Consider the following 22,864-nt stretch of genomic DNA (forward strand, 5'->3'; position numbering starts at 1 on the left):
AGACAAGTTTGTACCGCAACTCTACAAGCCGTTTTTCCTCCCCCGCCGCGCTTTTGGCATGGCAGTATTCTGGATTTTGAATGGTCTAGCCAAGAAGATCATCTTGAGCGACTACCTCGCCACGAACTTTGTGGACCGCGTTTTCGATACGCCGCTCCTCTTTACCGGCCTTGAAAACCTGATTGCCCTTTTCGCTTATTCGCTACAGGTTTACGCCGACTTCTCGGGTTACACGGACATTGCTATTGGCGTTGCACTTTTGATGGGCTTCCGTCTGCCGCAGAACTTCAACAGCCCGTACAAGGCAAAGAGCCCGACCGAATTCTGGCGCCGTTGGCACATTTCGCTTTCTAGCTGGTGGCGCGATTACTTGTACATCCCTCTTGGCGGTAACAGAAACGCAACCGTCGGCACGTTCTTCTGGATGGGTTTCTTGAGCCTTGTAGCCATCCTCCTTTCTGGCAGCATGTGGGTCGGCATCGCACTTGGCGTGTTCTTCCTCTACATTGGCATTGTGGCCTACTTCAAACCGGATTCTCGCAAGACGATAACCACGAACATGAACGCCATGGCAACGCAAATCGTGGGAGGCTGGTGGCATGGCGCTAGCTGGAACTTCATTATCTGGGGCGGCTTGAACGGCTTTGGCCAAGTGTTCAACAAGCTCTGGGTCAAGCGCAGCGCGACCGTCCGTGCATCCATCGCTTTTGGATTCTTTGCATTGAGTTCGATTCTCTACAAGCATTACACAATTCCAATATGCGCAATTACCGCTGTGTGGTTCGGCGTGCTTTTCGTGGGCATTTACTCTACGATTATTTATCATCTGTTCTGCACTAAAGCATTGCCGTGGCTCACGACCGCCTGGAATGTGACGCTCACGTTTGTGTTCATCACGTTCACGCGTCTCTTCTTCCGCGCTGGTTCGAACCTCGACCCGGCAGAAGCAAACGAAGTCGCATGGAACACGGCTAAGAACATGGTGCACCAAATGGGAACGGCCTGGCGTTGGGATTCCATCTTCCCCATCGCTTGGGAACACATCAACATCATTCTCGTGTTCATCGCGGGCATGCTTATCCACTGGATTCCAAAGCGCGTGAAATCCCGCTACCGCATCACGTTTGCATCGCTCCCGCTCCCAGCCATGGTGGCGGCAACAGCGTTCATCATCTTCGTGATTTACCAGTTCATGAGCGCGGATAGCTGTCCGTTCATTTACTTCCAGTTCTGATTTAGACGACAAATGCGTAAGGCGAATGAAGCAGACTTGCTTGCAAGTCTATTTCTGAGCCTAGCATTTGGTACTTGTACAAAGAACGGACCTACGGTCCTACAGACGAAAGAGGCGTGCTAAGCACGCCTTTGATTTGTGGTTAGTAAGCTGTGGCTGCGCGGCTTTTCCGTCATCCTGGAGGGAGCGTCGCACGTCGTCATCCTGAGCAACGCGAAGGATCCAGTGAATTCTAGTAATGCGTAGGCGGAACGAGACTGGATGTTTCCTGGCTTCGCCCCTCAACATGACGGTGATTAGTGATTAGTAGGCGGTAGGAAGTGGCTGCGTGGTTTCTTCGTCTCATCAATAAGATTGTTCTATATAATACATTTAGCTAAATAAATTCGGAATAACATTCAAGAAACTTTTTTTCGAACCCAAAAGTTACATTTCTTTACATTCCACTAATTTATTTTAATGATTAACCAGTGGTTATTGATCGTTGGCAATAACAAGACTTTGTCAAAAATCGGGAGAACCCATGTTAATCAAAATCAATAAGTTTTTAGCTAAAGTGCTTCTTTCTAGTACCGCATTTCTGTGGGCTGGTTGCGACAACGATACAACAAGCGCACCAAACGACACCACCAATGGGCCGACCTCGTTCTTCGACATAGAGCAGGAGTTAGCCAAATTAAAGAAAAATGATACAGAAAAAATGGAATTATTGGGGCAGTGCACTTCAGCAAGAAACTATTGCGAAACGATGCTTAAAGGCGACCCCTATTATTTTAACGACGGTCAAGAATATATAAGGCCAAGAGGTTCTGCAAGAAGGGACGTAAAAAACAAAATCGACTCTCTTTTAGCCACTCCCCAAAGCGCTTCTTTTTCAGACAAAAAAAAAGAATGCTATGCAAACATGAGTTACAATTATCTTGACCCCTTACCCGTTTCCGATTACGGCGTTCCCGCTTGGTATAATTGCTACGCAACCAATTCTCAACAAGTTAATTCAGAACCCTGTGGAACATCCGAAGACTCCGTGCGCATAGACAACGATTACATACAAGCACTCGCTAGTTACGATAGCCTTTATAACAATGCCTACATAGGAGTTTACCAGGATGCCAACGAAAAAGCCGCCGAATGCGAGAAGATTAGTGATTAGTAGGCAGTAGGAAGTAGGAAGTAGGAAGAGAATGTTATCCTAGAGGGAGTGTCGAACGTCGTCATCCTGAGGGGGTTGCCCCGAAGGAACCAGTGAAGGTTTGTGCCGTTTCGATTTGGGGTTTGGGGCTTACGTTGTCATCCCGGACTTGTTCCGGGATCTCCTTACGCAGAGTTCTTTGCAGATGCGTTTCTTTTTACTTTTACACATAGGACTGTACTATCTGAGCAGTCCTCCTGGAGGGAGCACAGCACGTCGTCATCCTGAGCAATGCGAAGGATCCAGTGAAGGTTTGAGCCGTTTCGATTTGGGGTTTGGGGCTTACGTTGTCATCCCGGACTTGTTCCGGGATCTCCTTACGCGGCATTCTTTGCAGAAGCGTTTCTTTACTTGACTTTTTGATTTTTTTAGCTTATATTTATTTTTATGAATATAAAGTTGCGTAAATTCTTGGGGAAAGTTTTTCTCTTGTGCACGGCATTTCTGTGGGCGGGGTGCGACAATACAAACAACGAGATTCCTGTAATCCCGTCTAACATTGCCGATCAAAATTCATCATCTAGCAGCCTCGTCAATGAGAATGCATCATCGAGCAGCCTCGTCAGCGAAAGTTCATCGTCAAATGAGCCGCTTTCATCAAGCACGGTGCAATTTTCAAGTGCCAAGGAAAAGTCGTCAAGCACAACAGCCTTCAGTTCATCCAACAACGCACAATCAAGTTCATCAAACACCCCCGTAAGTTCATCGAGCAAACTTACTTCAAAAGATTTACCCAAAGTATCTTTTCTTGATATCAATCAAATTATAGAGAAAAACCATGCCCTCTCCGATACTGCTGGTTTAATGGGCAAAAAAGTTTCCGCTTCGGACTATTGCAGAATAAAATTGCAGGGGGTCCGATATAATTTCTATGACAGCGCATTCCCCACTTCATCCAGAAACACCGCAAAAGAGATGATTGATGACGAACTGGATTCTCTTCTTGCAAGTCCTCAAGCAGCCACATTTTCAGAAGAAAAACAAAAATGCATTCTGGATTTAAAATACAGTTCGTGGGAAGGCCTTCCTGACTATGGAATTCCAGCATGGTATTCTTGCGAACACGAAAACGAAGGCAAAGATTCCGTAAAAATTGATGAAACATACATCAAAGCACTTGAAGCCAGAAATGAGCTTATTTACGAAGAATACATGGACGTTTTTAAAGAAACAATCAATAAAGCGGTTCGTTGCGATTCGCTCAAATAACGAATGGGAAAAACTCATGTTCACGAAAATTCATCAAATTTTAGGGAAAATATTCCTTTCAGGAGCATCTTTCTTTTGGGCGAGTTGTGATTCTGCTTCGTCAGCGGAAGAACTGGGGCCTTTAATCGACATCGAGCAAGAAATGGCCAAACTGACTCCGCCGGATACCACCGGCTTAAGAGGACAATGCACTTCAGTAAAGGACTACTGTGATGTCATTCATGATTATCACACCCCTCTCAGCAATGGATATGACGCAAAAGCACCTGCAAGAGATAAAGTTAACGAACGTCTCAATTCAAAAAATCTTTCTGACGCAGAACGTAAATGTTATGAAAGATTAGCTGAAAGTTTATCACTAACGGAAATGCCGTTGTATGGAGTCCCCTATTGTTATGATTTTTCCTTAATAGAAGAGTTTCAAGATGTCGTTTTACCGCTTGAAGACGCTTACGATAACGATTTTATTAAATCCAAGCAAGAAGGTTATCAACGTTATCTAAAAGACCACAATCTGACAGCATGCACCCCTGTTACAAAAGGTGTTCTTATTGACGACCAGTACATCAACGCCGCACATGAAAATGAACAACGTAGCCGCGATTCGTTCCGAAGCGATTTAGAGTCTATCAACAAAAAAGCCGCCGAATGCGACGCTCTAGAGTAGCCTTTGAAGATTTAATCATGCTCACGAAAGTTCGTCAAATTTTAGGCAAGTTATTTCTCTCTAGTGCGTCATTTTTCTGGATTAGCTGCGACAATGCAAACAGCGATTTTCCTGTAAACCCGCACAACATCGCCGATCAAAATTCATCATCTAGCTGTCTCACTAACGAGAATACATCTTCGAGCAGCTACTTCAATGAAAATTTATCGTCAAACGACGCATTTTCCAGTTCTTCTGCGGAACCCACAAAAAAAGCGGAACCATTTATCGACATTGAACAAGAAATGGCCAAATTGACTCCACTAGACACCACCGGACTTCGGGGTAAATGCGTTTCAGAAAAAGTTCATTGTGAGACCATTGAAAACTTTAATGGTTCTATTAATTACGAAAATAACGTAATCATGATCGCTAAAACAAAATTCAATTCGCTTATCAACAGCGAACAAAACGTTCCATTTTCGGATTGGAAAAAGAGATGCTACGAAAACGCAATCGGCAATGGGTTTTATCCGCTTTACGGAGTTTCTTCGTGCAGCTATTCAAAGCGAGAAAGAAAATTTGATGAATCTTGTGAAACGGTAGAATCAGTCCGCATTGACGAAGCTTATCTCAAGGCACTTCAAAAAAACGACAGTCTTGAGCGTTATATATATCAAAAAAAACTAGAAGAAATCAACCAAAAAGCCGCCGAATGCGAGGAAATTAGTGATTAGCGGATCTTTTTTACCATAAATACATTCCAAGCCCAATATTAAAAAATACATTTGTACCAGAACCGTTAATAAACTCACTATCAAAGCTAATAGAAGAAAAACCAATTTTACCCACAACGGACATGCTGATCAAAGCACTTTCCGAATTAAAGAATCTAGCTGTTAAAAATTTAAAATCAAAATTAAAAGCAAAAGTCAACGAACGTCCATACGATTCATGTTCCGATCCCTCCAACATGATTGTATTGCCCCTCTCATCATTCAATGTTTGTTTGGCTTCATAAATTATATCAGGGAATCCTATTGCAAAATAAGGGCGAATCTTAAGGTAACGACTATCATAAAGGGCTATGCCAAATCCTAAACTATAAATAAATATATTTTTCATGGAGTTGCCCATAATCTCAGCATTTAACGAGAATTTTCGCCACTGCAAATACAATTCCAAGTTTACATCTAGAACATCGTATTTTGACTCGATTAATTCTTTATCATACAAGTTGTCCAATCCAGAGCTAAAGCCGTTGGAGAACATAAATACATTTATTCCAATGCCCCCGGTATAAAGTTTATCTTCAATAATTTTTTCTTTGCGATTAGCTTTATCTTGCATATACATTTCTTCAACGTAAATATGCGAGTTGGGAAAACCGATGCATTTTTCAATCCATTCCGCATCAGGATGTGAAGGGTATCTTGCAGCAAATGTCCGAGAACGTTTTGCCAAAATTCCCTTTACCTCGAAGTCGTTGAATGCATCATGCAAGAGAAGTAAAATTTCAAGTTCATCTTTATCAGAATCTAGTAATTCCGAATTCACGATTTTCTCAGAATACCGATTGTACAAAGCACCTCGCAACTTTGAAATAACTTTATCTACAAAAATTGAAAGTTCATCCCCTTCTATTTTACCCTGTTTTTTCAACGAAATAGATTTATATAGATTTTTATAATAAGCTCGTTCATATTGAAGAAGGTCCTGCCACATTTCCATTTCCAAAAGAACAATCTCTTTTTCTATTTTAGAAATGGAATTAACATTACCATAATTCATGCTATCCAACCGGGCAATATTCAATAGGACTTCTGCGGAATCATGTTTATGGAAAGATCTCATGAGTTCAACACGACTACGAGAAATAAGATCTATTTCAAAATCTTTTTCTTTCAATGACAAAAATTCAGCATCGTTCGTTTCCGCAGTTGCCAGCGAGAAAAAAGAAAGCATCAACAAAAAAAACGTAATGTATTTTACCATTTGGACACCCCCGATTCAATTTCATCAAAGGCATCTGGTTTTCCATAATATTGGCGAACTAACGATTCATCAACATTCAAGAAATCAGCAAGTAAATTATTGCACAACGGAACATTTTGTTTTGCATCGTAAAGGTCTTTCGAATGTTTAATATAAACCACATTGGCCCCGACCCTGCGAGCCTTTCCTTGCAAAAAAGCAAGCGGTTCAACTTCACAACGACGCCACTTTTGGTTCATCCGAATCGTTCCCAAATAAGTATAAGGCTGTGGATAAACCGGAAAATCCGAAGCAGAAAGAACAATCACTGGAGAGCGTTGGTCTAACGAATCTGGTTTTGGCGGCATATTTACTTCTATAAACAAATCCTGCGAAGGATCGTTATAGCACGATGTACAAAAAAGCATCGCCAAAAGCAGAGTAATAAAAACGCCAAATCTCATTTATTGTCAATATATAAAAAAACGCAAACGGATTTGTTTTAGGTCACAGATTATACCCCGGCATTCCCCTAATTTACCGTTAATTACATAAAATCGTCCAAAAAAACATTTCGTCAGAAAAACACACTATAGGAGAACAGTGTATTTAATCTTTTTGCTATATATCAATGTGATGAAAAACTGGACGCTTATTCTATTATTTTGTTTTTCCGCAATATACGCTAAAGCACCACGCGATACTGTTTATGTGGAGCAAATTATCCGTGATATCGTTTATATCCCCATAAAGTTCAAAACAGACACAGTCTATATTCAAGAAATGACGGCAACACAAACAAAAAAAAGAAGAAATCGAAAACAAAAGATTGACGAATCTTGTGAAATAATAGAATCAGTCCGCATCGACGACGATTACCTCAAGGCTCTTCAAAAAAAATGACAGTTTGGAACGTTATGTGAATCAAAAAGAATTAGAACAAATCAACGAGAAAGTCGCTAAATGCGAAAGTTACGATTAAAGTAATCATAGTAAATGACATTAAATTTTTTCGTTTACAATTTGTCACCCCGGCCACAGTGTGCCGAGGTCGTTTTTTACGATAATTTTTTTGTCGCTTACACTAAGTCTTTGATACTCCGTATTTTACGAAAATATGCGGAGCAAAGGCAAGGTTTTGGCTTTATCGAAACTCACTTTTTTATTACAATTCACATACGTAACACAGCGAACAGAAGTAGGGACTTTATGCTTCTTCCGCCTTATTTTGAACATTTTTTTACACACAAAAAACGCAAAAAAATCCCCGAAATTGGCGAAATTTCACAATTTGTGAGAATGTCAGTTTTAAATATGTTTATAACTAGTGACAAAATTGAAGAAAATGAGTATAATTGAACCCATATATATAATACTTGTTTTTTATGAAGATTAAAACTATACTCATTGCAGGAATCTTGCCAATTACGCTTTTCGCAAAAGATGACGCATTGGCCGGAAAAATTGTTCCTCGACTCATTGAATCTCGAAACACGGATTTAATCGAACCCCTCGACGGAATCCAAAACGCAGAATTCGCTCCCGAAGCCGAATCTCCCTCCGTTGGGAAGTTCTTTATCAACGAAAGCAACTTCACCAACAAAAAGGGCAAGTCTCGCAAGTCGAAGCTCAGCGCCAAGGCAAAAGCCAAGCAGAAGGCCGACGAAGAGGCAAAAGACTTAGGCCACGAAGTTTTCAACAGCGATAGTCTCGATACAGAAGAAGCTGCACGCGAATATGCCGAAGCGGACGCCGATATCAAGGCAACGACTGATTCCGCTTCGACGGGTGCCCCTGAAAAGCTTTTTGTGCTTGACATGACGACATCCATCATTCCGACGGAAAGCCGCCGCATTGCCGGTCATTACGGTCCGCGCAAGCACCGCATGCACCGCGGTGTCGATCTCGGCCTCTGCCATGGCGAAAACCGCGCTATCGTCGCCGCATTCGCAGGCAAGGTCGTCAAGGTCCGCAATCAGGGCCGCCGCAAGGGTTACGGTCGCTATGTGATTCTCGACCACGGCAACGGACTCACGACGCTTTACGCTCACCTCGAACGCTGGAAGGTCAAAGTCGGCGACGAACTGCAAGCAGGCGATACGCTTGGCATCGGCGGTAATTCTGGCCGCTCGTTCGGAGCTCACTTGCATTTCGAAATGCGCTACAACGGTGTCTATATCAACCCTGAAACTGTTTATGACTTTGCCGAAGGTACGTTCAGGGACATATCCATCACGCTCGACACCGACAAACTTCAGGAAATCGAATCCGCCTACCAGAAGGAAATCGGCAAAAGCAGGTTCTACAAGGTCCGCCGCGGCGACTGCCTTGGAAAGATTGCCCACAAGTACGGCACGTCCATTGAGCAGATCAAGCGCCTGAACAACCTTAAGTCGGAAAAGATCCGCCCAGGCCAAATTCTCCGCTGCTCGTTGTTTGAATTTCTATACTCCATTTAACAGCCCCTGGATTCCGGGGGCTGTTTTTGTATGGGCTGAAACTGCGGATGTGTGCGTGCGAGTGAAAAACGCCGCGGAAAAGCCAAAGTGCTAAGAGTGCAACGCCATGAGCGCGAGAACGCCGCGGGAATTGTAAAGCCAAAGCGCAAACGGGAGTACACCGCGGGAAGCCAAAGTGCGGGCCGAAAAAGCGCTTTTGCAGGACACTAATGGCGATTTTGGTGTTTTTCTGCTACCAAATCGGTGTTTTTAGTCTGTTGGGTAACAGAATTCCCCCAAAAGCGGCATCAGCAATAGATTTTCACATCTATATTACATACTAAAAAACGTTTTTTCGCATTTTAATATGTAATCGGCAATCAACTACTTTATACATTACATATCAAAATGCCATTTTAGCGAATTTAGTATGTAATTTTTGCTAAAAAAAGTGATACTTTGGGTGTTTTTTTGCTAAAAAAAGCAGTAATAAGCGGTTTTAAGGGTTCTACAAGAGCTTTTTCAACCATTTTTTACATACTAAAACATCAAAAATCCAAATTTAGTATGTATTGCAACAAACTAACCACCAACTATTTTCTACTTTCCGCTGATCTTATTATATGCTTGGATGATTTCGCGGTCCATGTCGCGGCGGTGAGCCGGGGATGCAAACTTGTTGAGCACTTGGCTCTTGTAAATCGTCCAATTACGCGAGAAAGCCATGTGCATGACGGCAGCAATCAAAAGCCCCGGTAGCAAGCTGTAACTCCCCGTCATTTCGCAGACCATCACGACTCCTGCAATCGGAGCTTTCGTCGCCCCCGCAAAAAACGAAGCCATCCCGACGAGGATAAACATTTCTGGCATGCGGATAACCCCCGGCAGTAGCAGTTCGCAAATTCCGGCAAACATTGCTCCGACAACACCGCCAATAAACAGCGAGGGGCCAAAAACGCCGCCAGAACCGCCAGAACCGACCGTCAATGCGGTAGCCACAATCTTCGCAAGCACAATTCCAAGCAAAAGCAGCACGCCCCATGCAGAATGCGGCACAAGCCCCGACATCAAGCTATTGATATATTCAAATCCGCCGCCCGAGACTTCAGGGTATGCAAGCACCAACAGCGAAATGGAAGCCCCGCCAATCGCAGGCTTGAGCCAAACAGGAATCGCCCACTTGCGGAATCGGCTTTCCGACGCATAATAGCATCTCACATACATGTACGAAAACGGGAAGCAAAGAACGCCAAGCAGCGCGCATGCAAACAGCTCCACGCCATTCGTAAACGGGAACGCCGCCACACCGCCGATAATCGGCGCCGTGCCCACAAACGCAATATAGACGGTAAAAGCAACCACAGATGAAACAATCGATGTCGCAAAAGCATTCGACTCGAAATCCTCGCGGTAGAGCATTTCGACCGACGTAAGCGCCCCCGCGAGCGGAGCCTTGAAAATCGCGCCCAACCCTGCCGCAGTACCCGCCAGCAAGAACTGTCCGCGCATCATCCGCGGCATCTTGAAAAATTTGCAAATCGTCGAAGCGATTCCGGAACCCATCTGCGATATCGGCCCCTCGTAACCCGCGGAGCCACCCGTCGAAAGCGTCACGATGCTTGCAAGGAACTTTACCGGAGCCACACGGGCACGCACGTTGCCGCCCTGATGATGGAACGAATAAATCATCTTGTCGGTGCCCTGCCCTGCCGTTTCTGGCGCACGAGCGACCTTGTGGATGAAAAGCCCGACCACAAGTCCGCCAATCGCAGGAACCGCTGCAAAAGCCCACCACGGAAGAAGTCCAAGCGTCCACGGCTTGCGAACCCACGCCACCGCTGAGTCTAGCCCCAAATGGAAGGCCACGGCGACAAGCCCCGTCACAGCACCAATCACCGCCGCAAGCCCAAGCTTCGGCAAGTAACCGTTCACTACGAGAATTCTCGCAATCGTCCTATGAATCCGTTTCACGGGCCGCAAGATAGAAATTTCAAGTTTTTAAAGCAAGACTTCGATATCTGAGCCGAAGCCAAGGATGCCGAAGGCTTTAATCTAAGGCGCAAGAGAAATAGTAATGCATGGACCCTATCGCCTGGTTCTATCGCTTCGCTCCAGAATGACGAGGCTCCAGGGTGACAATCGCGAGATGGCAGATAATGCTTCGACATGCCTCACTTCAATTGAACTCAGTGCAAGCAACACAAGAGTCCGCGGCATTCCATCACAGGCGCAGCTGTACCTGATATCGTGCAGTCTCCAAAATTCCGCGCGGTTTCAAAGAAACAGTGCGGTTTCAATCATTTCTTGAGTGCCGATAGAAATTCCTTGAGGCGATCATCCTTCGGGTTGTCGAAGATTTCTTCGGGCGAGCCATCTTCTTTGACGATGCCATCCGCAAAGAACAGTACGCGGTTAGCGACTTCGCGCGCAAAGCTCATTTCGTGCGTCACGACAATCATCGTCATACCGGACTTCGCCAAATCCTTCATAATCTTGAGCACCTCGCCCACCATTTCGGGATCCAAGGAGCTCGTCGGTTCGTCAAAGAGAATTGCTTCGGGCTGCATCGCCATCGCACGGGCAATCGCCACACGCTGTTGCTGACCGCCAGAAAGCTGTGCCGGATAATGGTCCGCGCGTTCCAAAAGTCCCACACGCCTCAATAGATCTTTTGCGCGAGCTTCGGCATCGGCTTTGGAAAGGCGTCCGAGCTTCACCGGCGCAAACATGATGTTCTTGAGAGCCGTCATGTTCTTGAACAGGTTGAACTGCTGGAATACCATACCAACGCGTTCGCGAATTTCAGGCTTTGAAACATTCTTGGCCAAAATGCTCTTGCCGTCCAAAAGAATGTCGCCACTCGTCGGATACTCAAGCAAGTTCAGCTGGCGCAAAAACGTTGACTTGCCGCAACCCGAAGGGCCGATAATGGCAATCACATCGCCGCGATGGATGTCGAGCGAGATTCCCTTGAGGATTTGCTTGTCACCGTAAGATTTGCAAAGGTCCTTGACCTGGATTAAAGTTTCAGCATTAGCGTTCATTTTTCTTCAACCTCTTTTCAAGTTTTGCAACACAAGCCGAGAGCCCGGCGACAAGTATAAAGTAGATTGCAGCAACAGCAAGGAGCGGGAGCATGGCTTCGTAAGTCATACTGCGGATGATGTCGCCACCGCGCGTCAAATCGGTCAGGCCGATGTAACCGCAAATGGATGTTTCCTTGATGAGCGATATAAATTCGTTCGTAAGAGCTGGGAGAGAATTCTTGAAAGCCTGCGGATAGACAATGCTGTAAAGAATCGTACGGAACTTGAGGCCAAGGCTGCGACCCGCTTCGATCTGTCCCGGATCAACGCCCTTGATGCCGCTGCGGATAATTTCGGAAACGTATGCGCCCGAGTTGATACCGAATGCAACAATCGCCACAAGAATCTTGTTGACATTCACCGACGAGAAAACGATGTAGTAAATGATGAGGAGCTGGATCATCATCGGCGTGCCGCGAATCACGGCGAGGTAAGCTTTCGCAAACCAGTTCAGCACATTGAAACGTCCGTTGAATTCATTGCTCGTGCGAATCTGCGCAATCACAAAGCCAATCATAATACCGAGGAGAGCCGCAAAGAACGAAATCACAAGCGTGTTGCGGAGACCTTCGACAATGAACTTCCAACGTGATTCCTTCACAAAGTTCTTGTAGAAGTGATCGGCAAAGCTTTCATCACTTTCAATAGCCTTGTCGCCACGGACAATCACGACAACTTTAGAAAGCGTGTAAGGAGTGGTAAAGTTGATGGACTTTTTGCGTTCTTCGGTAACGGTGAAACCCGCGAAACCGACATCAGCCTTGCCCGATGCAACCGCATTGATAATCGCATCAAATTCAATATCTTGCACTTCGACGATGCGGTGCAAATAGTCGGCAATGTAATTGACGATTTCAATATCGAGGCCTACAATCTTATTGTCCTTGTAAAATTCGTACGGAGGGAACTGAGCATTTGTCGAAAGCACAAGTTTCGGGCCTTCCGTCACCTTCTTCTGGTAATGATAGTCGCTAGTGTGGTTGATGTAATTGTTGAAAATCGAATCGTAAACACCGTCGAACTTCATTTGCGCAATCGCCTGATTCACAGAATCAAGCAAAGCAACGTTTCCCTTCGCGACAACGCCCGCATACATCTCTTCGACAAAGACTTCTTCGAGAATGCGAAGTGACGGATTTTGGCGCACAAACGCCTTGGCCGGTTGGTCATCGCTCATGACCGCGTCAATCTTCCCCTGCATCAAGGCCTGCACAGCATCGGCAAGTTTCGTGTAGCGCTCAACATCAATTTTCGCCGTATCGCCACCATATTCGGAAGCATAGATATCGGCGGTGTTGCCAATCTGCACGCCCACTTTTTTGTGACCGAGATCGCTAATGGAATGAACCTTATTGGGGATGACCGCCTGCTTGTTATCGCAAGAGGTCAAGGCAAGCGAATAAAACGCAATGAGAATAGGGAGTAAGAACTTTCGTATCATTTTTTAACCTTAATTTTAAAGTTAGTTAAAAGCCGAAAGTTTGGGAACCCTTGTGAGTTTTATTTAATAAATCAACCTCATTTCGTCAACAATAAGGGTCGCCCCTTTAGCTCCTTTGTAATGGTTGCCATCGGCACTCGAAGCAAAAACCACTCGGATATGCGTCACAGGCTCGTCGCCCGTCCCTTGCACCAAGCCATTATTGATAGCAGACTTGTTCGAGGAACTGAGATTCGTATTGAACGTCGAAGAATTTTCAATCGGAGAGCCTGCAAGCGGTTCGCCGTACTTGAGCTTGAGACGGAGCGTGCGCATCTTATTTTCGTCGGGTTCCGATACGCTTACGACATCTGGATTTTCGCGACCGGAATTGTCCGCCTTCGTGGAGCGGAACCAAGCGGATGCAACAAGTTTGTTCACATCGTCCGATTTGCGGTTTACATTTTTATCGCCGGTGCGGTTTTCGAGCAAGATGTAAATGTCGCAGCTGTCGCCCTTGCCGTCGTAACTGAACTTGACTTCCATAAATTCTGGGCGTGCGGCAAAAGGCTTGCCGAAATCCAAGAGTTCATTGCCGTCAGGCCATGTCGCAGAACTCGCCATCGAAAGCGTGCCGACTCCATTCGGGTTGAAATCGGCGGTGTAGAGGCTTCCGCTTGCCACTTTTGTAAGGGCTGAACCCGTCTGGATTTTAGCGCCAACCATCGAACCAGACGAGGTCTTTTCGGTCGTCGTCAAGATTGTATTCGCGTTACCCCAAATGGAATCGGGAGTTACATCGTCACCTTTCCAAGAGTTGAAGTTCTCTCCCGGGAGCTGGTAGCCAGCCTTAACAGAATACGTCTCGGTTTTGCCGCTTGCATTTGTCACCGTCACTTGGACTCCCGCGCCAAAATCATAGGACTTTCCCTCAGAAACATTTGCAGTCGCTCCTTCCGAAAGCGTGATTTCGGAAAGTTCCAACGACGTGAGGTTTGTGCGGAAATCGAGATCATCGACATGAACCGCTTTACGTTCTTCGTCAATGACAGCCGACTTCCCGGCTATAGAAAGCGAAAGGATTTTCGGAGCTGTTTCTTCGCGAGAATCGCTAGATTCACCGGAATTGCTAGATTCCACAAACGCACTGGATTTCGGAGAATCATCTGCGGACGAAGAACCGCCTTGTTCACTTTTTTGGGAGCTGCTAGATATGGATTTTTTTTCTGAATTGCTAGACGTTGCCGCTTTTGCAGAACTACTTGATTCCGCCTTTTTTATAGAGCTGCTGGAAGCACCATTTTTCACAGAAGAGCTACTTTCTGGTTCGACGTTCGGGATATTAAATTGCAACTGCCAAACAGATTTCATTCCGCTTTCAGAAATTAAAACAACATAAACGACATGGCTAGAAGGCACACCAAATTTTTCGCCTTCCTTAATAGCCTCTTTAGTATAAGAAACCTTTTGTGCAAGAGAATCGAGTTCCAACGAATCTGTCGGGAAATCAGAAATTTTTTCAGTCACCAAGTGAAGCGACGCAAAATGGCTCATGTCAATATTTTCCACCGTCACCGAATCCCAAGTTTTTTTCGACTTAGACGGAGCCACCAAATCAAATTCCATGCGGTGTCCTGCAGCATTTACCATAGGTGATGCATCCTGTTCCGCAAGCGTCAATTCATTAAAGTCGCAGTAATCCGAAGTACCAAACGTATCGTAATCCGCCGTACATCCATTCAAAAGAGCAACAGTCAACAGCACCGAAACTGTAAACCATATATTCTTAATTTTAAACAACATACTTACCCTTTAAAAGAAATACACCAACGAAAAATCAAGAGCCAATAAGTTTATCTTAAAATTCACAATGTTGTAAGAAACTTCACTGCGAGTCTCGCCATTTTCTTCCACGACCAACCAAGACGAGTTCAAGCCCAACAAGCCCACCGAAGTTTCGAACGCCAAGCGGTCTAGCACCATAATGCAAAGGCCCGGATTGATACCAAACTTAAAAGTCCATCCGTGATTTCGTGTTTTCGAGATATCCTCGCCATCATCCGACTGCGAAATTCCGTAAGAATATTCAGCCGTAAGAGAAGTCTCGTTAAAGAAGTAAATCGTTCTTGAATCAAAAACTTTCAAATAATTTTTAAGGAACGGCTGGACAAAAAAACCATTGCTCACGTACTTGCGGTGTTCCTTAATATCGGCTAGATCTTCGAGAATTGAATAATCGACATCGACATAAGTGCGACTATAACCAGCACGCAACCCCACAGCCATTGCATCACGAACAAAATATCCGCCAAAAGCCTCCGCAGTGAACGTGTAACCCTCGGCCTTGTAAATATCGCCAAAGATAATGTTCAACGCATCATCATCGGAATTTACTTGAAGCAAAAAAAGCGTTGCACCCGTGAGAACATTTCCCTGATGGATTGCCTCATCTTGTTCAACTGCAAAAAGGCTGCCAAGGAGCCCGCCTTTTTTAGCAGGAGCATCCGCAAAAATGTGCGATGCGAGCATCAACACAGCAATAAAAAAAATAGGCCTAATTTTCATAGGCCCAAAGATAAAAAAAGATTAAAAAACGATTAGCTACCTAAAAGAAGTTCACATTGAACCAACCTTTCTTGCCGTCTTCGGTGAGGGCAATGCCGCAGGAGACGGTTTTGTAATTGCCTTTCATGTTGAGATAATGGCCAATGTAGGGGTAATCTTCGTCTTTTTTCGGGTCGCGTTCGCCACTTGTGACTAACGCCTTTTCGTCTTCCCACATCATTTTAAGGTAAGCGTCAGAGACTTCGATTGCGGTTTTGCGCCAAGAGGTATTGAAGTTCGGGCCGGAGTTCTGCGCCCATTCGCCGCAAGCTTGGAAATGGCCGTGAGCCTTGTTTTCAGCAAGATCGTCGCCGGCTTGCTTGTCGGTACAAGTCTGCTTTTCTTCGGGGGCTAATGAGAGCGGTGGCAAATTTTCAGTTGCACGGTATTCGTTGATTTTATCGAGGCAAGCTTGACGCCAATTTTCGCTGAAGAACCCGCTTTGTGCAGCGGATGATGCAGGGGCTGTTGCAGAGGATTTCGGAGCTGCTGCGGAAGAAGACTGGACCGTCACGGAGCTTGCAGGTGTTACGGCGGATGACTTCGGGGCCACCGCGGACGAGGATTGAACGGCCGCGGAACTTGCGGGAACCTTTGCAGAAGAGCTAACTGCTTTCGCAGAGGATGATGCGACTACGGACGAACTCACGGGAGTTTTCGCTGACGACGAAAGCACGCTCGCGGACGACGCGGGACGGGCCGCAGAACTTGTCGGCTTCACAGAAGAGGAACTTACGCGCCTTCTTGTAGACGATGAAGAAACCTTCGCGGATGAAGTGGGTGTAGACGGTACAAAGAATGAAGAACTTGATTTTCTATGAATACGAGGATCAACAGAACCTTCATCACTAATACCATCAACATCAACGATTGTAACGTCAGAGCCGTCGGAGCACCCTGCAAAGGCAAGAACAAGCGCAGCAATGGAAGCGCATTTTACAAAAGCAGAAGTTTTAAATAAATTAAAATTCATAATAAGACCTTACTTTTTTCAGGAGATACCCGGTCAAGCCGGGCATGACAATCCTATTACATCCATTTTCAAATTACATTATTTTTGCGGTTTTCGTCACGCTTGACTCTAATCTACCCTACAATCCACCCCCATTTTTTACTATCTTTGGCGCCATGCTTAATGTATCCAATGTCAGTCTCCAATATGGTAGCCGCGTCCTCTTCAAAGAAGTGAATCTCTCCTTCAAGCGCGGCAATTGCTACGGTGTTATCGGCGCAAACGGTGCCGGCAAATCCACCTTCCTCAAAATTCTTTCGGGCGAACTCGAACCGAACACGGGTGAAGTCACGAAGGACCCGGGCGAACGTATCGCCGTTTTGAAGCAGGACCACTTCGCCTACGAAAACAACACAGTTCTCGAAACCGTGATGATGGGTTTCCCGGAACTTTACGAACTTGGCAAGAAGCGCGACGAACTTTACGCGCTCCCTGAAATGACCGAAGAACAGGGCATGCAAGCCATGGAAATCGAAACACGCTTTGGCGAAATCGGCGGTTACGAAGCCGACTCCAATGCAGCCGTGCTCCTCAAGGGCCTTGGCATTCCCGAAGAATTCCACTACAACTTGATGTCCGAACTCGACGGCGGCCAGAAAATCCGCGTGCTCCTCGCCCAGGCCTTGTTCGGCAACCCGGACATTTTGCTCTTGGACGAACCGACGAACCACCTTGATTTGGAAACCGTCGGCTGGCTCGAAGACTACCTCGAACGCTTCGAAAACATCGTGATCGTGGTGAGCCATGACCGTCACTTTTTGAACGCCGTCTGCACGCACACCTGCGATATCGACTACGGCAAAATCAATATTTACGGTGGTAACTACGAATTCTGGTACGCAGCAAGCCAGCTCGCCCAGAAGCAGCGTAAAGACCAGAACCGCCGTGCCGAAGAAAAGATTGAAGAATTGAAGGCGTTCATCCGCCGCTTCGCTTCGAACGCCGCTAAGGCTAAGCAGGCCACCAGCCGTAAGAAGCTTTTGGACAAGATGACCGTCGAAGAAATGCCGGCCTCCAGCCGTAAGTTCCCATGGGTCAACTTCAAGATGGACCGCGAACCGGGCAAGATCGTGCTCGAAGTCAAGAACGCCACCGTTGATGGCGGCGACGGCATCGTCTGCAAGGGCCTGAACTTCTCGCTCGGCAACCAGGACAAGGTCGCTCTCGTCGGCGAATTCGACACGCTCAAGACAGCCTTCTTCCAGCTCATTGCCGAAGAAATCAAGGCTCCGGATGGCGTGCTCAAGTGGGGCAACACCATCAGCTACAACTACTTCCCGAAGAACAACGACACTTACTTCAAGACGGACCTCTCCCTCGTGGATTGGCTGCGCCAGTACAGCAAGGAACAGGACGAAACGTTCATCCGCGGATTCCTCGGTCGTATGCTCTTTACCGGCGAAGAAGCTTTGAAATCGGCGAACGTGCTCTCCGGTGGTGAAAAAGTGCGCTGCATGCTTTCGAAGATGATGCTCTCGAACGCAAACTGCTTGCTCCTCGACGAACCGACGGCCCACCTCGACTTGGAAGCCATCACCGCTTTGAACAACGGTCTCAAGGCTTTCCAGGGTCCGGTCATCTTCTGCTCTCAGGACCATGAATTTGTCCAAACTGTCGCGAACCGCGTCTTGGAACTCACGCCGAACGGTGTTGTTGACCGCAGCATTACCTTCGACGAATGGCTTGAAACCAAGAAGACGAAGAAGAAGTAGTATAGGTGTTAGGTAATAGGTTATAGGTATTAGGAATTAAGCTTCTTGATAATCGCAGCTAACCTTATTGCGTTCACTATAACCGTTCATCAAGAATTTCACACCCAGCGCTAAGCTGGGCGTTTTTTATGCACCGGCGGCTTCAAGGCGTTTTACATGACAATATGCAAGTTCTTTAGTTTTCTGTACTTTCGCTTTGCTCAAGTACCAAATGCTAGGCTCGGTCATATCCATGCTAGCATGGCTGCGACGCTCGCCTTACGCATTTGTCATCACACCCCAGCAGCTTCTAGTCTCGCTACATGACAATATGCAAGTTCTTTAGTTTTTTCATCACGGAGATGTAGGCTGGAGCCTTCGCAGTAACGCCAGAACTTGCAATCCTTGCATTCCCCAGTCTTAGCCCAATTGCGGTCTCGCATGACTTGGTATCGGTTCTGCCACACATCCCACAAATCGTCTTTGTAAATGTTCCCTTGGATGTAATCCCCACGTAAGCTGGGGCATGCAGAAATGCTCCCGTCGCAAAGCACCGATGAAATATTCACGCCCGCCCAACAAAAGAACGGCTGGTCGCGAACAACTTTTTCGTAACTGCCGAGAAACCCCTCGCAATCGTAATTCACGTTGATGATGTTTTGCTTTTTGGCTTCACGGATAAATTCAAACACCTGACGGAATTCTTCGTTCGTGAGTTGGAATAGCGGATTGTCTTTGGCACGGCCCTTCGGGAACACGTTCGAAACACGCCACCGCTTGACACCGAGATTCACAAGCAAATTAAAGAGTTGCGGCAATTCTTTGAGGTTCTTGCGATTCACGCAAGTCATCACGTCGAACAAGATGCCATCGGTATGCGACGCCATGTTGATGGCTCGCACCGCACGTTCAAAACTGTGAGGATTTCCACGGAAATGATTGTGGTTGTCTTCAAGTCCGTCAAGGCTAATCGTAAGTGATTTGAGCCCCGCATTCAAAAGTTTCGTATAACGCTCCGGCGTCAACGCAAGAGCGTTTGTCACCATCCCCCACGGGTATCCGCGTGCCTTGATTTCCTTAGCGCATTCTTCAAGATCAGGCCGCATCAAAGGCTCGCCGCCGGTAATCACCACGGCAAAATCCTTAGGGTCGATATGCGGAGCGAGGCTGTCCAAGACGCGCATAAAGTCTTCACGCGGCATGTCGGGAATCGCATCGACAACGCAATCACTACCGCAATGCAAGCAATGCAAATTACAGCGCAACGTACATTCCCAAAAGAGGTACGTTAACTTGTGCGTTTTGATTTCGCTATGACGATAAAGGCGGTACGCCTCAAGGGCAAGTTTTTTCTTTAAACCAAGCTGCATATTTAGACGAGAGATTATAGTGGTTAGTGGTTGGTGGTTAGTGGTTAGGAAAGCAATAAGAACGTTCTTTATTTATCCCTGTTTACAGCCTAACCACTGTTTACTGCATACTGTTTACTAACCACTGCTTACTAACCACTGTTTACTGCTCACTACCTACTTTTCCTCATCACACGTTCCGTTGAACATGCACGGAGGGCCGTAAAGAGCAGGAGCCATTTCCAGAACTTCATATTTTTTCAAAAAATCTTTTTCACTCAAATCTACAGTTTTACTACGGTAGATTACATTCCCGCTATCATCTTTTGAAATTTCAAAGGACTCTCCATCGTCACAATCCATGCTACTCCCATTCTTGTAGCAAGGGACTTTTTTCTTGACATTTTCGACAACAGTCAATATGTCATAACGAGCCTTGAATTCAGCTTCGTTATAGACCTTGCCATCGGAACATTTATATGTTTTATCCTTGATGATGACAACACCGTATTTTGCACAGATTTGGTCACCGGAACAGCTCGGGAATTGCGTATTTTCCGTTACAGATTCCGTGCAAGTCACCCCGCCATTACAACTCAATGTTGAATCGTTTTCTGCTTTTACACAAACGTTTGAAGAGACTCCATACAAGGGGACATCCTCAAAGCCCTGACTAGAGCTGGAGACTATCGGAACGCCGTACTTAGGTGCAATCATGCCCCTGCTGCTCGAACTCATTTGAACACCGTACTTGGGGGCGATCATGCCAGCACTACTACTAAGTTCGGCACCGCAAACATCTGGCGGACAACCGTAAAGATCTGCATTTTGATCCAAACTGCTGGAGCTTACCTTTTCTTTGACAGAACTCGAAGCCGGAGCAGTCGCGGAACTGGACTTAGCCGTTACGGAACTGGAACTTGTTTCTCCAACTGCGGAAGAAACGGGAGGGGGCGTCGCGGAACTCGTCGCATTAACAGTTGAACTAGAACGGGATTCCTCAACAGCACTAGAAGTCGTTTCGGCCACAGAACTAGAGGCGGGTTCAACATTAGTTCCCGAACTTGAATTTGGCGTAATTTGCGGAGCGGTCGGCGTACTGTTATTGTCGCAAGCGTTCCAAAAGAACGCCGTCATCGCAAGCAAAATTTTTTTCCAGTGTTTGTACATGTTGACAACCTCCAAAAATAAAGCCCATACATTACTAATATAAATAATCACATTTCCATCTGCAATTCTATAACAGCACCCATCAAACGCGAATTCTCTATTTTTCTATGAAAAAAAGCAAGTTTTTGGGGGGAATGTATTATATAGGCCATGAACGGCGAGACTGGAGCAGTAAGATATACGAGAGTGGTGAGATTACTTCGTTTTTCGAGTCTTTTCGCGGCCAATATACGTGCCGTCTTTTTTATACAATTCGTCATATTCAATCCACATCGGATCACCGTGACTCAATTCTTCAACAGTGTATGAAAAGTCCTTTAAATCAAAGCGGTACAAAACAAGCCAACCATAATTAGGCGTTGCATTGTCGTTTCTGCGAACCAAGGCGGAAAGTTCACTGCAATGTTTCCCGTCCTTAGAATTGCAATAATGTTTGCAGGACATTCCATCCAAAGCAAAATCGTTCAGCATAAAGCATCTCTGGTAAGTGACGGCAACTAAAGTATCCCCTTCTTTTTCTATAGCTTTCTGTATTCGAAAATAATACTTTTTGGTCAAATTACAAGGTGTCGCAAAGCCGTTTTCATAGCACATTTCAAATGGAATCAAGGAGTCCTTTTGATTCATTTGATGTTTGTGTTGTGGCATATGATATCTGCGTTCAAGGCGTTCTTCGTAAATTGAAGAAAGAAAATCATCTATTTTGAAATTTTCGATAAAGCTCGATTCGTCAATGCGAATATTGAATTGTTCTCTTGGCCAATTCGTAGAACGTTCCGCCAAAACATTTTCAGGAAAGATCTTCTTGTAAACGGAAACATGCGCGTAGAGGTCGTCACATTTTTTCCCGTCTTTTGACAAGCAGCTTGTTTCAATAGAGCCGTCCTCGTTCAAGTACATTTCCGAGTAGTTCGCATATTCAGAAGATATTGAATATGAAATAAAGTCAATTTCAATTTTGAGTGCTTTCGCAGAATCGCTGAAATTCAGTTTTTTCACAACGCTTACAAGCAAAGTGGAATCTAAGGCACAAGGATGTTTCACTACGAATCCATCAACATCAGAAAAGCAAAATTTATAAAAAATTTCCTTGTCTATCGTATCTAATTTATTTTCTGCGTAATTGAATTTAACGGGAATCTTTTTTACATCTTGCAAAACTTTTCTGATACGGGCTGCATACTTTTCATTTTCATCATTCAATTCAAAGAACTCGCTAAGGTGCGCAGAATCCATCACGCTGTAGGTTGTCAAGGAAACTGGCTTTGCAGGGGTCGCATTTTTTGCATCCATTGCAACAGAAAATTTTGCTGCTGACAATTTTTCGACTGATAATTCCTCAGTCGCCGTCTTTTGGTCCATAGCCTCGCCTTTCTGGCCACAGCCAACCAGAGCCATCACGAAACAAAAAATCAAAATTCTAAAAAAAGATCTAAACATTTTTTCCTTGAGGAAATGCGCAGAAACAACCGGCTTCACGCCATTGCAGTGCATTTCCTAGCCACCAACCACTGTTTACTCGCCACTAATTTACAATTTTAACGTTCTCAAGTCTTACTCTTTCGTCTTTGCACTTCGTGCTAAATGCTAGGCTCAATCATGTCAAAAAACAAGTTTTTTGCCGCGATATTCGCCTTACGCATTTATCGTCTTTCGTCTAAAAAAGCTACATTTACACCGTTCAAATTACAAAAAAAACAAGGATTAACAATGAGCAAGAATTACAAGATTGCAGTGCTTCCGGGCGACGGTATCGGCCCCGAAGTCATGAAAGAAGCTGTCCGCGTGCTGGACGTGGTTTCCAAGAAGTTCGGTTTCGACGTGAACGCCGAATGGGCA

General features: G+C 45.5%; 20 protein-coding genes. 9 read left to right on the forward strand and 11 right to left on the reverse strand.

The window, feature by feature from the left end; genetic code table 11:
• From IKG78_RS11345 to IKG78_RS11370, 6 genes are all read left to right on the forward strand, one after another.
• The coding region (locus IKG78_RS11345; RefSeq protein ID WP_290943472.1) for an MBOAT family O-acyltransferase at positions 1–1,234 on the forward strand (1,234 nt) is incomplete at its 5' end.
• Positions 1,235–1,757: 523 nt separating this feature from the next.
• On the forward strand, positions 1,758–2,387 hold the full coding sequence (locus IKG78_RS11350) for a hypothetical protein (protein WP_290943474.1): 630 nt from the start codon (positions 1,758–1,760) through the stop codon (positions 2,385–2,387).
• A gap of 115 nt (positions 2,388–2,502) precedes the next feature.
• Positions 2,503–2,781, forward strand: a complete 279-nt coding sequence (locus IKG78_RS11355; RefSeq protein WP_290943476.1) for a hypothetical protein — start codon at positions 2,503–2,505, stop codon at positions 2,779–2,781.
• Between the two features lie 32 nt (positions 2,782–2,813).
• Entirely contained in the window at positions 2,814–3,635 is an 822-nt protein-coding gene (locus IKG78_RS11360) for a hypothetical protein (protein WP_290943478.1), read from the forward strand.
• A gap of 16 nt (positions 3,636–3,651) precedes the next feature.
• Complete coding sequence (locus tag IKG78_RS11365) at positions 3,652–4,302, forward strand: hypothetical protein (protein WP_290943480.1); 651 nt, start codon at positions 3,652–3,654, stop codon at positions 4,300–4,302.
• A gap of 17 nt (positions 4,303–4,319) precedes the next feature.
• The gene (locus tag IKG78_RS11370) at positions 4,320–5,018 is read left to right on the forward strand and encodes a hypothetical protein (RefSeq protein ID WP_290943482.1); all 699 of its coding nucleotides are present in this window, start codon (positions 4,320–4,322) and stop codon (positions 5,016–5,018) included.
• A gap of 10 nt (positions 5,019–5,028) precedes the next feature.
• Here IKG78_RS11370 and IKG78_RS11375 read toward each other — a convergent pair whose 3' ends face one another.
• Both IKG78_RS11375 and IKG78_RS11380 read right to left on the reverse strand, forming a co-directional pair.
• Positions 5,029–6,276 carry a hypothetical protein gene (locus IKG78_RS11375; RefSeq protein WP_290943484.1) on the reverse strand — a complete coding sequence of 416 codons (1,248 nt, stop codon included), beginning with the start codon at positions 6,274–6,276 and terminating at the stop codon, positions 5,029–5,031.
• Positions 6,270–6,719 (reverse strand): hypothetical protein, encoded by a 450-nt coding sequence (locus IKG78_RS11380; protein ID WP_290943486.1) that lies wholly within the window; start codon positions 6,717–6,719, stop codon positions 6,270–6,272. Before IKG78_RS11380 ends, IKG78_RS11375 begins: the two co-directional genes overlap by 7 nt.
• Positions 6,720–7,640: 921 nt before the next feature.
• Between IKG78_RS11380 and IKG78_RS11385 the strand changes: the two genes are divergently transcribed.
• Complete coding sequence (locus IKG78_RS11385; RefSeq protein ID WP_290943488.1) at positions 7,641–8,714, forward strand: peptidoglycan DD-metalloendopeptidase family protein; 1,074 nt, start codon at positions 7,641–7,643, stop codon at positions 8,712–8,714.
• Positions 8,715–9,293: 579 nt separating this feature from the next.
• Here IKG78_RS11385 and IKG78_RS11390 read toward each other — a convergent pair.
• The 6 genes from IKG78_RS11390 to IKG78_RS11415 form a co-directional block, all read right to left on the reverse strand.
• The gene (locus IKG78_RS11390) at positions 9,294–10,664 is read right to left on the reverse strand and encodes a chloride channel protein (protein WP_290943490.1); all 1,371 of its coding nucleotides are present in this window, start codon (positions 10,662–10,664) and stop codon (positions 9,294–9,296) included.
• A 326-nt stretch (positions 10,665–10,990) separates the two neighbouring features.
• On the reverse strand, positions 10,991–11,737 hold the full coding sequence (locus IKG78_RS11395; protein ID WP_290943493.1) for an amino acid ABC transporter ATP-binding protein: 747 nt from the start codon (positions 11,735–11,737) through the stop codon (positions 10,991–10,993).
• The gene (locus IKG78_RS11400) at positions 11,727–13,220 is read right to left on the reverse strand and encodes an ABC transporter substrate-binding protein/permease (RefSeq protein WP_290943495.1); all 1,494 of its coding nucleotides are present in this window, start codon (positions 13,218–13,220) and stop codon (positions 11,727–11,729) included. Before IKG78_RS11400 ends, IKG78_RS11395 begins: the two co-directional genes overlap by 11 nt.
• Before the next feature lie 63 nt (positions 13,221–13,283).
• Positions 13,284–15,002 carry a PCMD domain-containing protein gene (locus tag IKG78_RS11405; protein ID WP_290943497.1) on the reverse strand — a complete coding sequence of 573 codons (1,719 nt, stop codon included), beginning with the start codon at positions 15,000–15,002 and terminating at the stop codon, positions 13,284–13,286.
• 9 nt (positions 15,003–15,011) lie between these two features.
• On the reverse strand, positions 15,012–15,728 hold the full coding sequence (locus tag IKG78_RS11410; protein ID WP_290943499.1) for a hypothetical protein: 717 nt from the start codon (positions 15,726–15,728) through the stop codon (positions 15,012–15,014).
• Positions 15,729–15,804: 76 nt separating this feature from the next.
• On the reverse strand, positions 15,805–16,776 hold the full coding sequence (locus IKG78_RS11415; RefSeq protein ID WP_290943501.1) for a CAP domain-containing protein: 972 nt from the start codon (positions 16,774–16,776) through the stop codon (positions 15,805–15,807).
• Between the two features lie 155 nt (positions 16,777–16,931).
• On the opposite strand from IKG78_RS11415, the gene IKG78_RS11420 reads away from it, so the two are divergent.
• Complete coding sequence (locus tag IKG78_RS11420; RefSeq protein ID WP_290943504.1) at positions 16,932–18,527, forward strand: ATP-binding cassette domain-containing protein; 1,596 nt, start codon at positions 16,932–16,934, stop codon at positions 18,525–18,527.
• Positions 18,528–18,799: 272 nt separating this feature from the next.
• Here the strand turns inward: IKG78_RS11420 and IKG78_RS11425 are convergent, their stop codons facing one another.
• The 3 genes from IKG78_RS11425 to IKG78_RS11435 form a co-directional block, all read right to left on the reverse strand.
• Positions 18,800–19,876, reverse strand: a complete 1,077-nt coding sequence (locus IKG78_RS11425) for a TIGR04133 family radical SAM/SPASM protein (RefSeq protein ID WP_290943506.1) — start codon at positions 19,874–19,876, stop codon at positions 18,800–18,802.
• Between the two features lie 156 nt (positions 19,877–20,032).
• Positions 20,033–21,025 (reverse strand): hypothetical protein, encoded by a 993-nt coding sequence (locus IKG78_RS11430; RefSeq protein WP_290943508.1) that lies wholly within the window; start codon positions 21,023–21,025, stop codon positions 20,033–20,035.
• Between the two features lie 195 nt (positions 21,026–21,220).
• Entirely contained in the window at positions 21,221–22,519 is a 1,299-nt protein-coding gene (locus tag IKG78_RS11435; protein WP_290943510.1) for a hypothetical protein, read from the reverse strand.
• 216 nt (positions 22,520–22,735) lie between these two features.
• Here IKG78_RS11435 and IKG78_RS11440 point away from each other — a divergent pair.
• The coding region (locus tag IKG78_RS11440; protein ID WP_290943512.1) for an isocitrate/isopropylmalate family dehydrogenase at positions 22,736–22,864 on the forward strand (129 nt) is incomplete at its 3' end.

It is taken from the genome of Fibrobacter sp. (genome assembly GCF_017545445.1).
Lineage (GTDB): Bacteria > Fibrobacterota > Fibrobacteria > Fibrobacterales > Fibrobacteraceae > Fibrobacter.

Excerpts from the sequence above, each read along its gene's own strand:
- IKG78_RS11380 (WP_290943486.1), bottom strand. The coding sequence starts at position 6,719 with ATGAGATTTGGCGTTTTTATTACTCTGCTTTTGGCGATGCTTTTTTGT.
- IKG78_RS11360 (WP_290943478.1), top strand. The coding sequence starts at position 2,814 with ATGAATATAAAGTTGCGTAAATTCTTGGGGAAAGTTTTTCTCTTGTGC.
- IKG78_RS11395 (WP_290943493.1), bottom strand. The coding sequence starts at position 11,737 with ATGAACGCTAATGCTGAAACTTTAATCCAGGTCAAGGACCTTTGCAAA.
- IKG78_RS11400 (WP_290943495.1), bottom strand. The coding sequence starts at position 13,220 with ATGATACGAAAGTTCTTACTCCCTATTCTCATTGCGTTTTATTCGCTT.
- IKG78_RS11415 (WP_290943501.1), bottom strand. The coding sequence starts at position 16,776 with ATGAATTTTAATTTATTTAAAACTTCTGCTTTTGTAAAATGCGCTTCC.
- IKG78_RS11350 (WP_290943474.1), top strand. The coding sequence starts at position 1,758 with ATGTTAATCAAAATCAATAAGTTTTTAGCTAAAGTGCTTCTTTCTAGT.
- IKG78_RS11365 (WP_290943480.1), top strand. The coding sequence starts at position 3,652 with ATGTTCACGAAAATTCATCAAATTTTAGGGAAAATATTCCTTTCAGGA.
- IKG78_RS11420 (WP_290943504.1), top strand. The coding sequence starts at position 16,932 with ATGCTTAATGTATCCAATGTCAGTCTCCAATATGGTAGCCGCGTCCTC.
- IKG78_RS11410 (WP_290943499.1), bottom strand. The coding sequence starts at position 15,728 with ATGCTCGCATCGCACATTTTTGCGGATGCTCCTGCTAAAAAAGGCGGG.
- IKG78_RS11425 (WP_290943506.1), bottom strand. The coding sequence starts at position 19,876 with ATGCAGCTTGGTTTAAAGAAAAAACTTGCCCTTGAGGCGTACCGCCTT.
- IKG78_RS11405 (WP_290943497.1), bottom strand. The coding sequence starts at position 15,002 with ATGTTGTTTAAAATTAAGAATATATGGTTTACAGTTTCGGTGCTGTTG.
- IKG78_RS11435 (WP_290943510.1), bottom strand. The coding sequence starts at position 22,519 with ATGCACTGCAATGGCGTGAAGCCGGTTGTTTCTGCGCATTTCCTCAAG.
- IKG78_RS11430 (WP_290943508.1), bottom strand. The coding sequence starts at position 21,025 with ATGTACAAACACTGGAAAAAAATTTTGCTTGCGATGACGGCGTTCTTT.
- IKG78_RS11385 (WP_290943488.1), top strand. The coding sequence starts at position 7,641 with ATGAAGATTAAAACTATACTCATTGCAGGAATCTTGCCAATTACGCTT.
- IKG78_RS11375 (WP_290943484.1), bottom strand. The coding sequence starts at position 6,276 with ATGGTAAAATACATTACGTTTTTTTTGTTGATGCTTTCTTTTTTCTCG.
- IKG78_RS11370 (WP_290943482.1), top strand. The coding sequence starts at position 4,320 with ATGCTCACGAAAGTTCGTCAAATTTTAGGCAAGTTATTTCTCTCTAGT.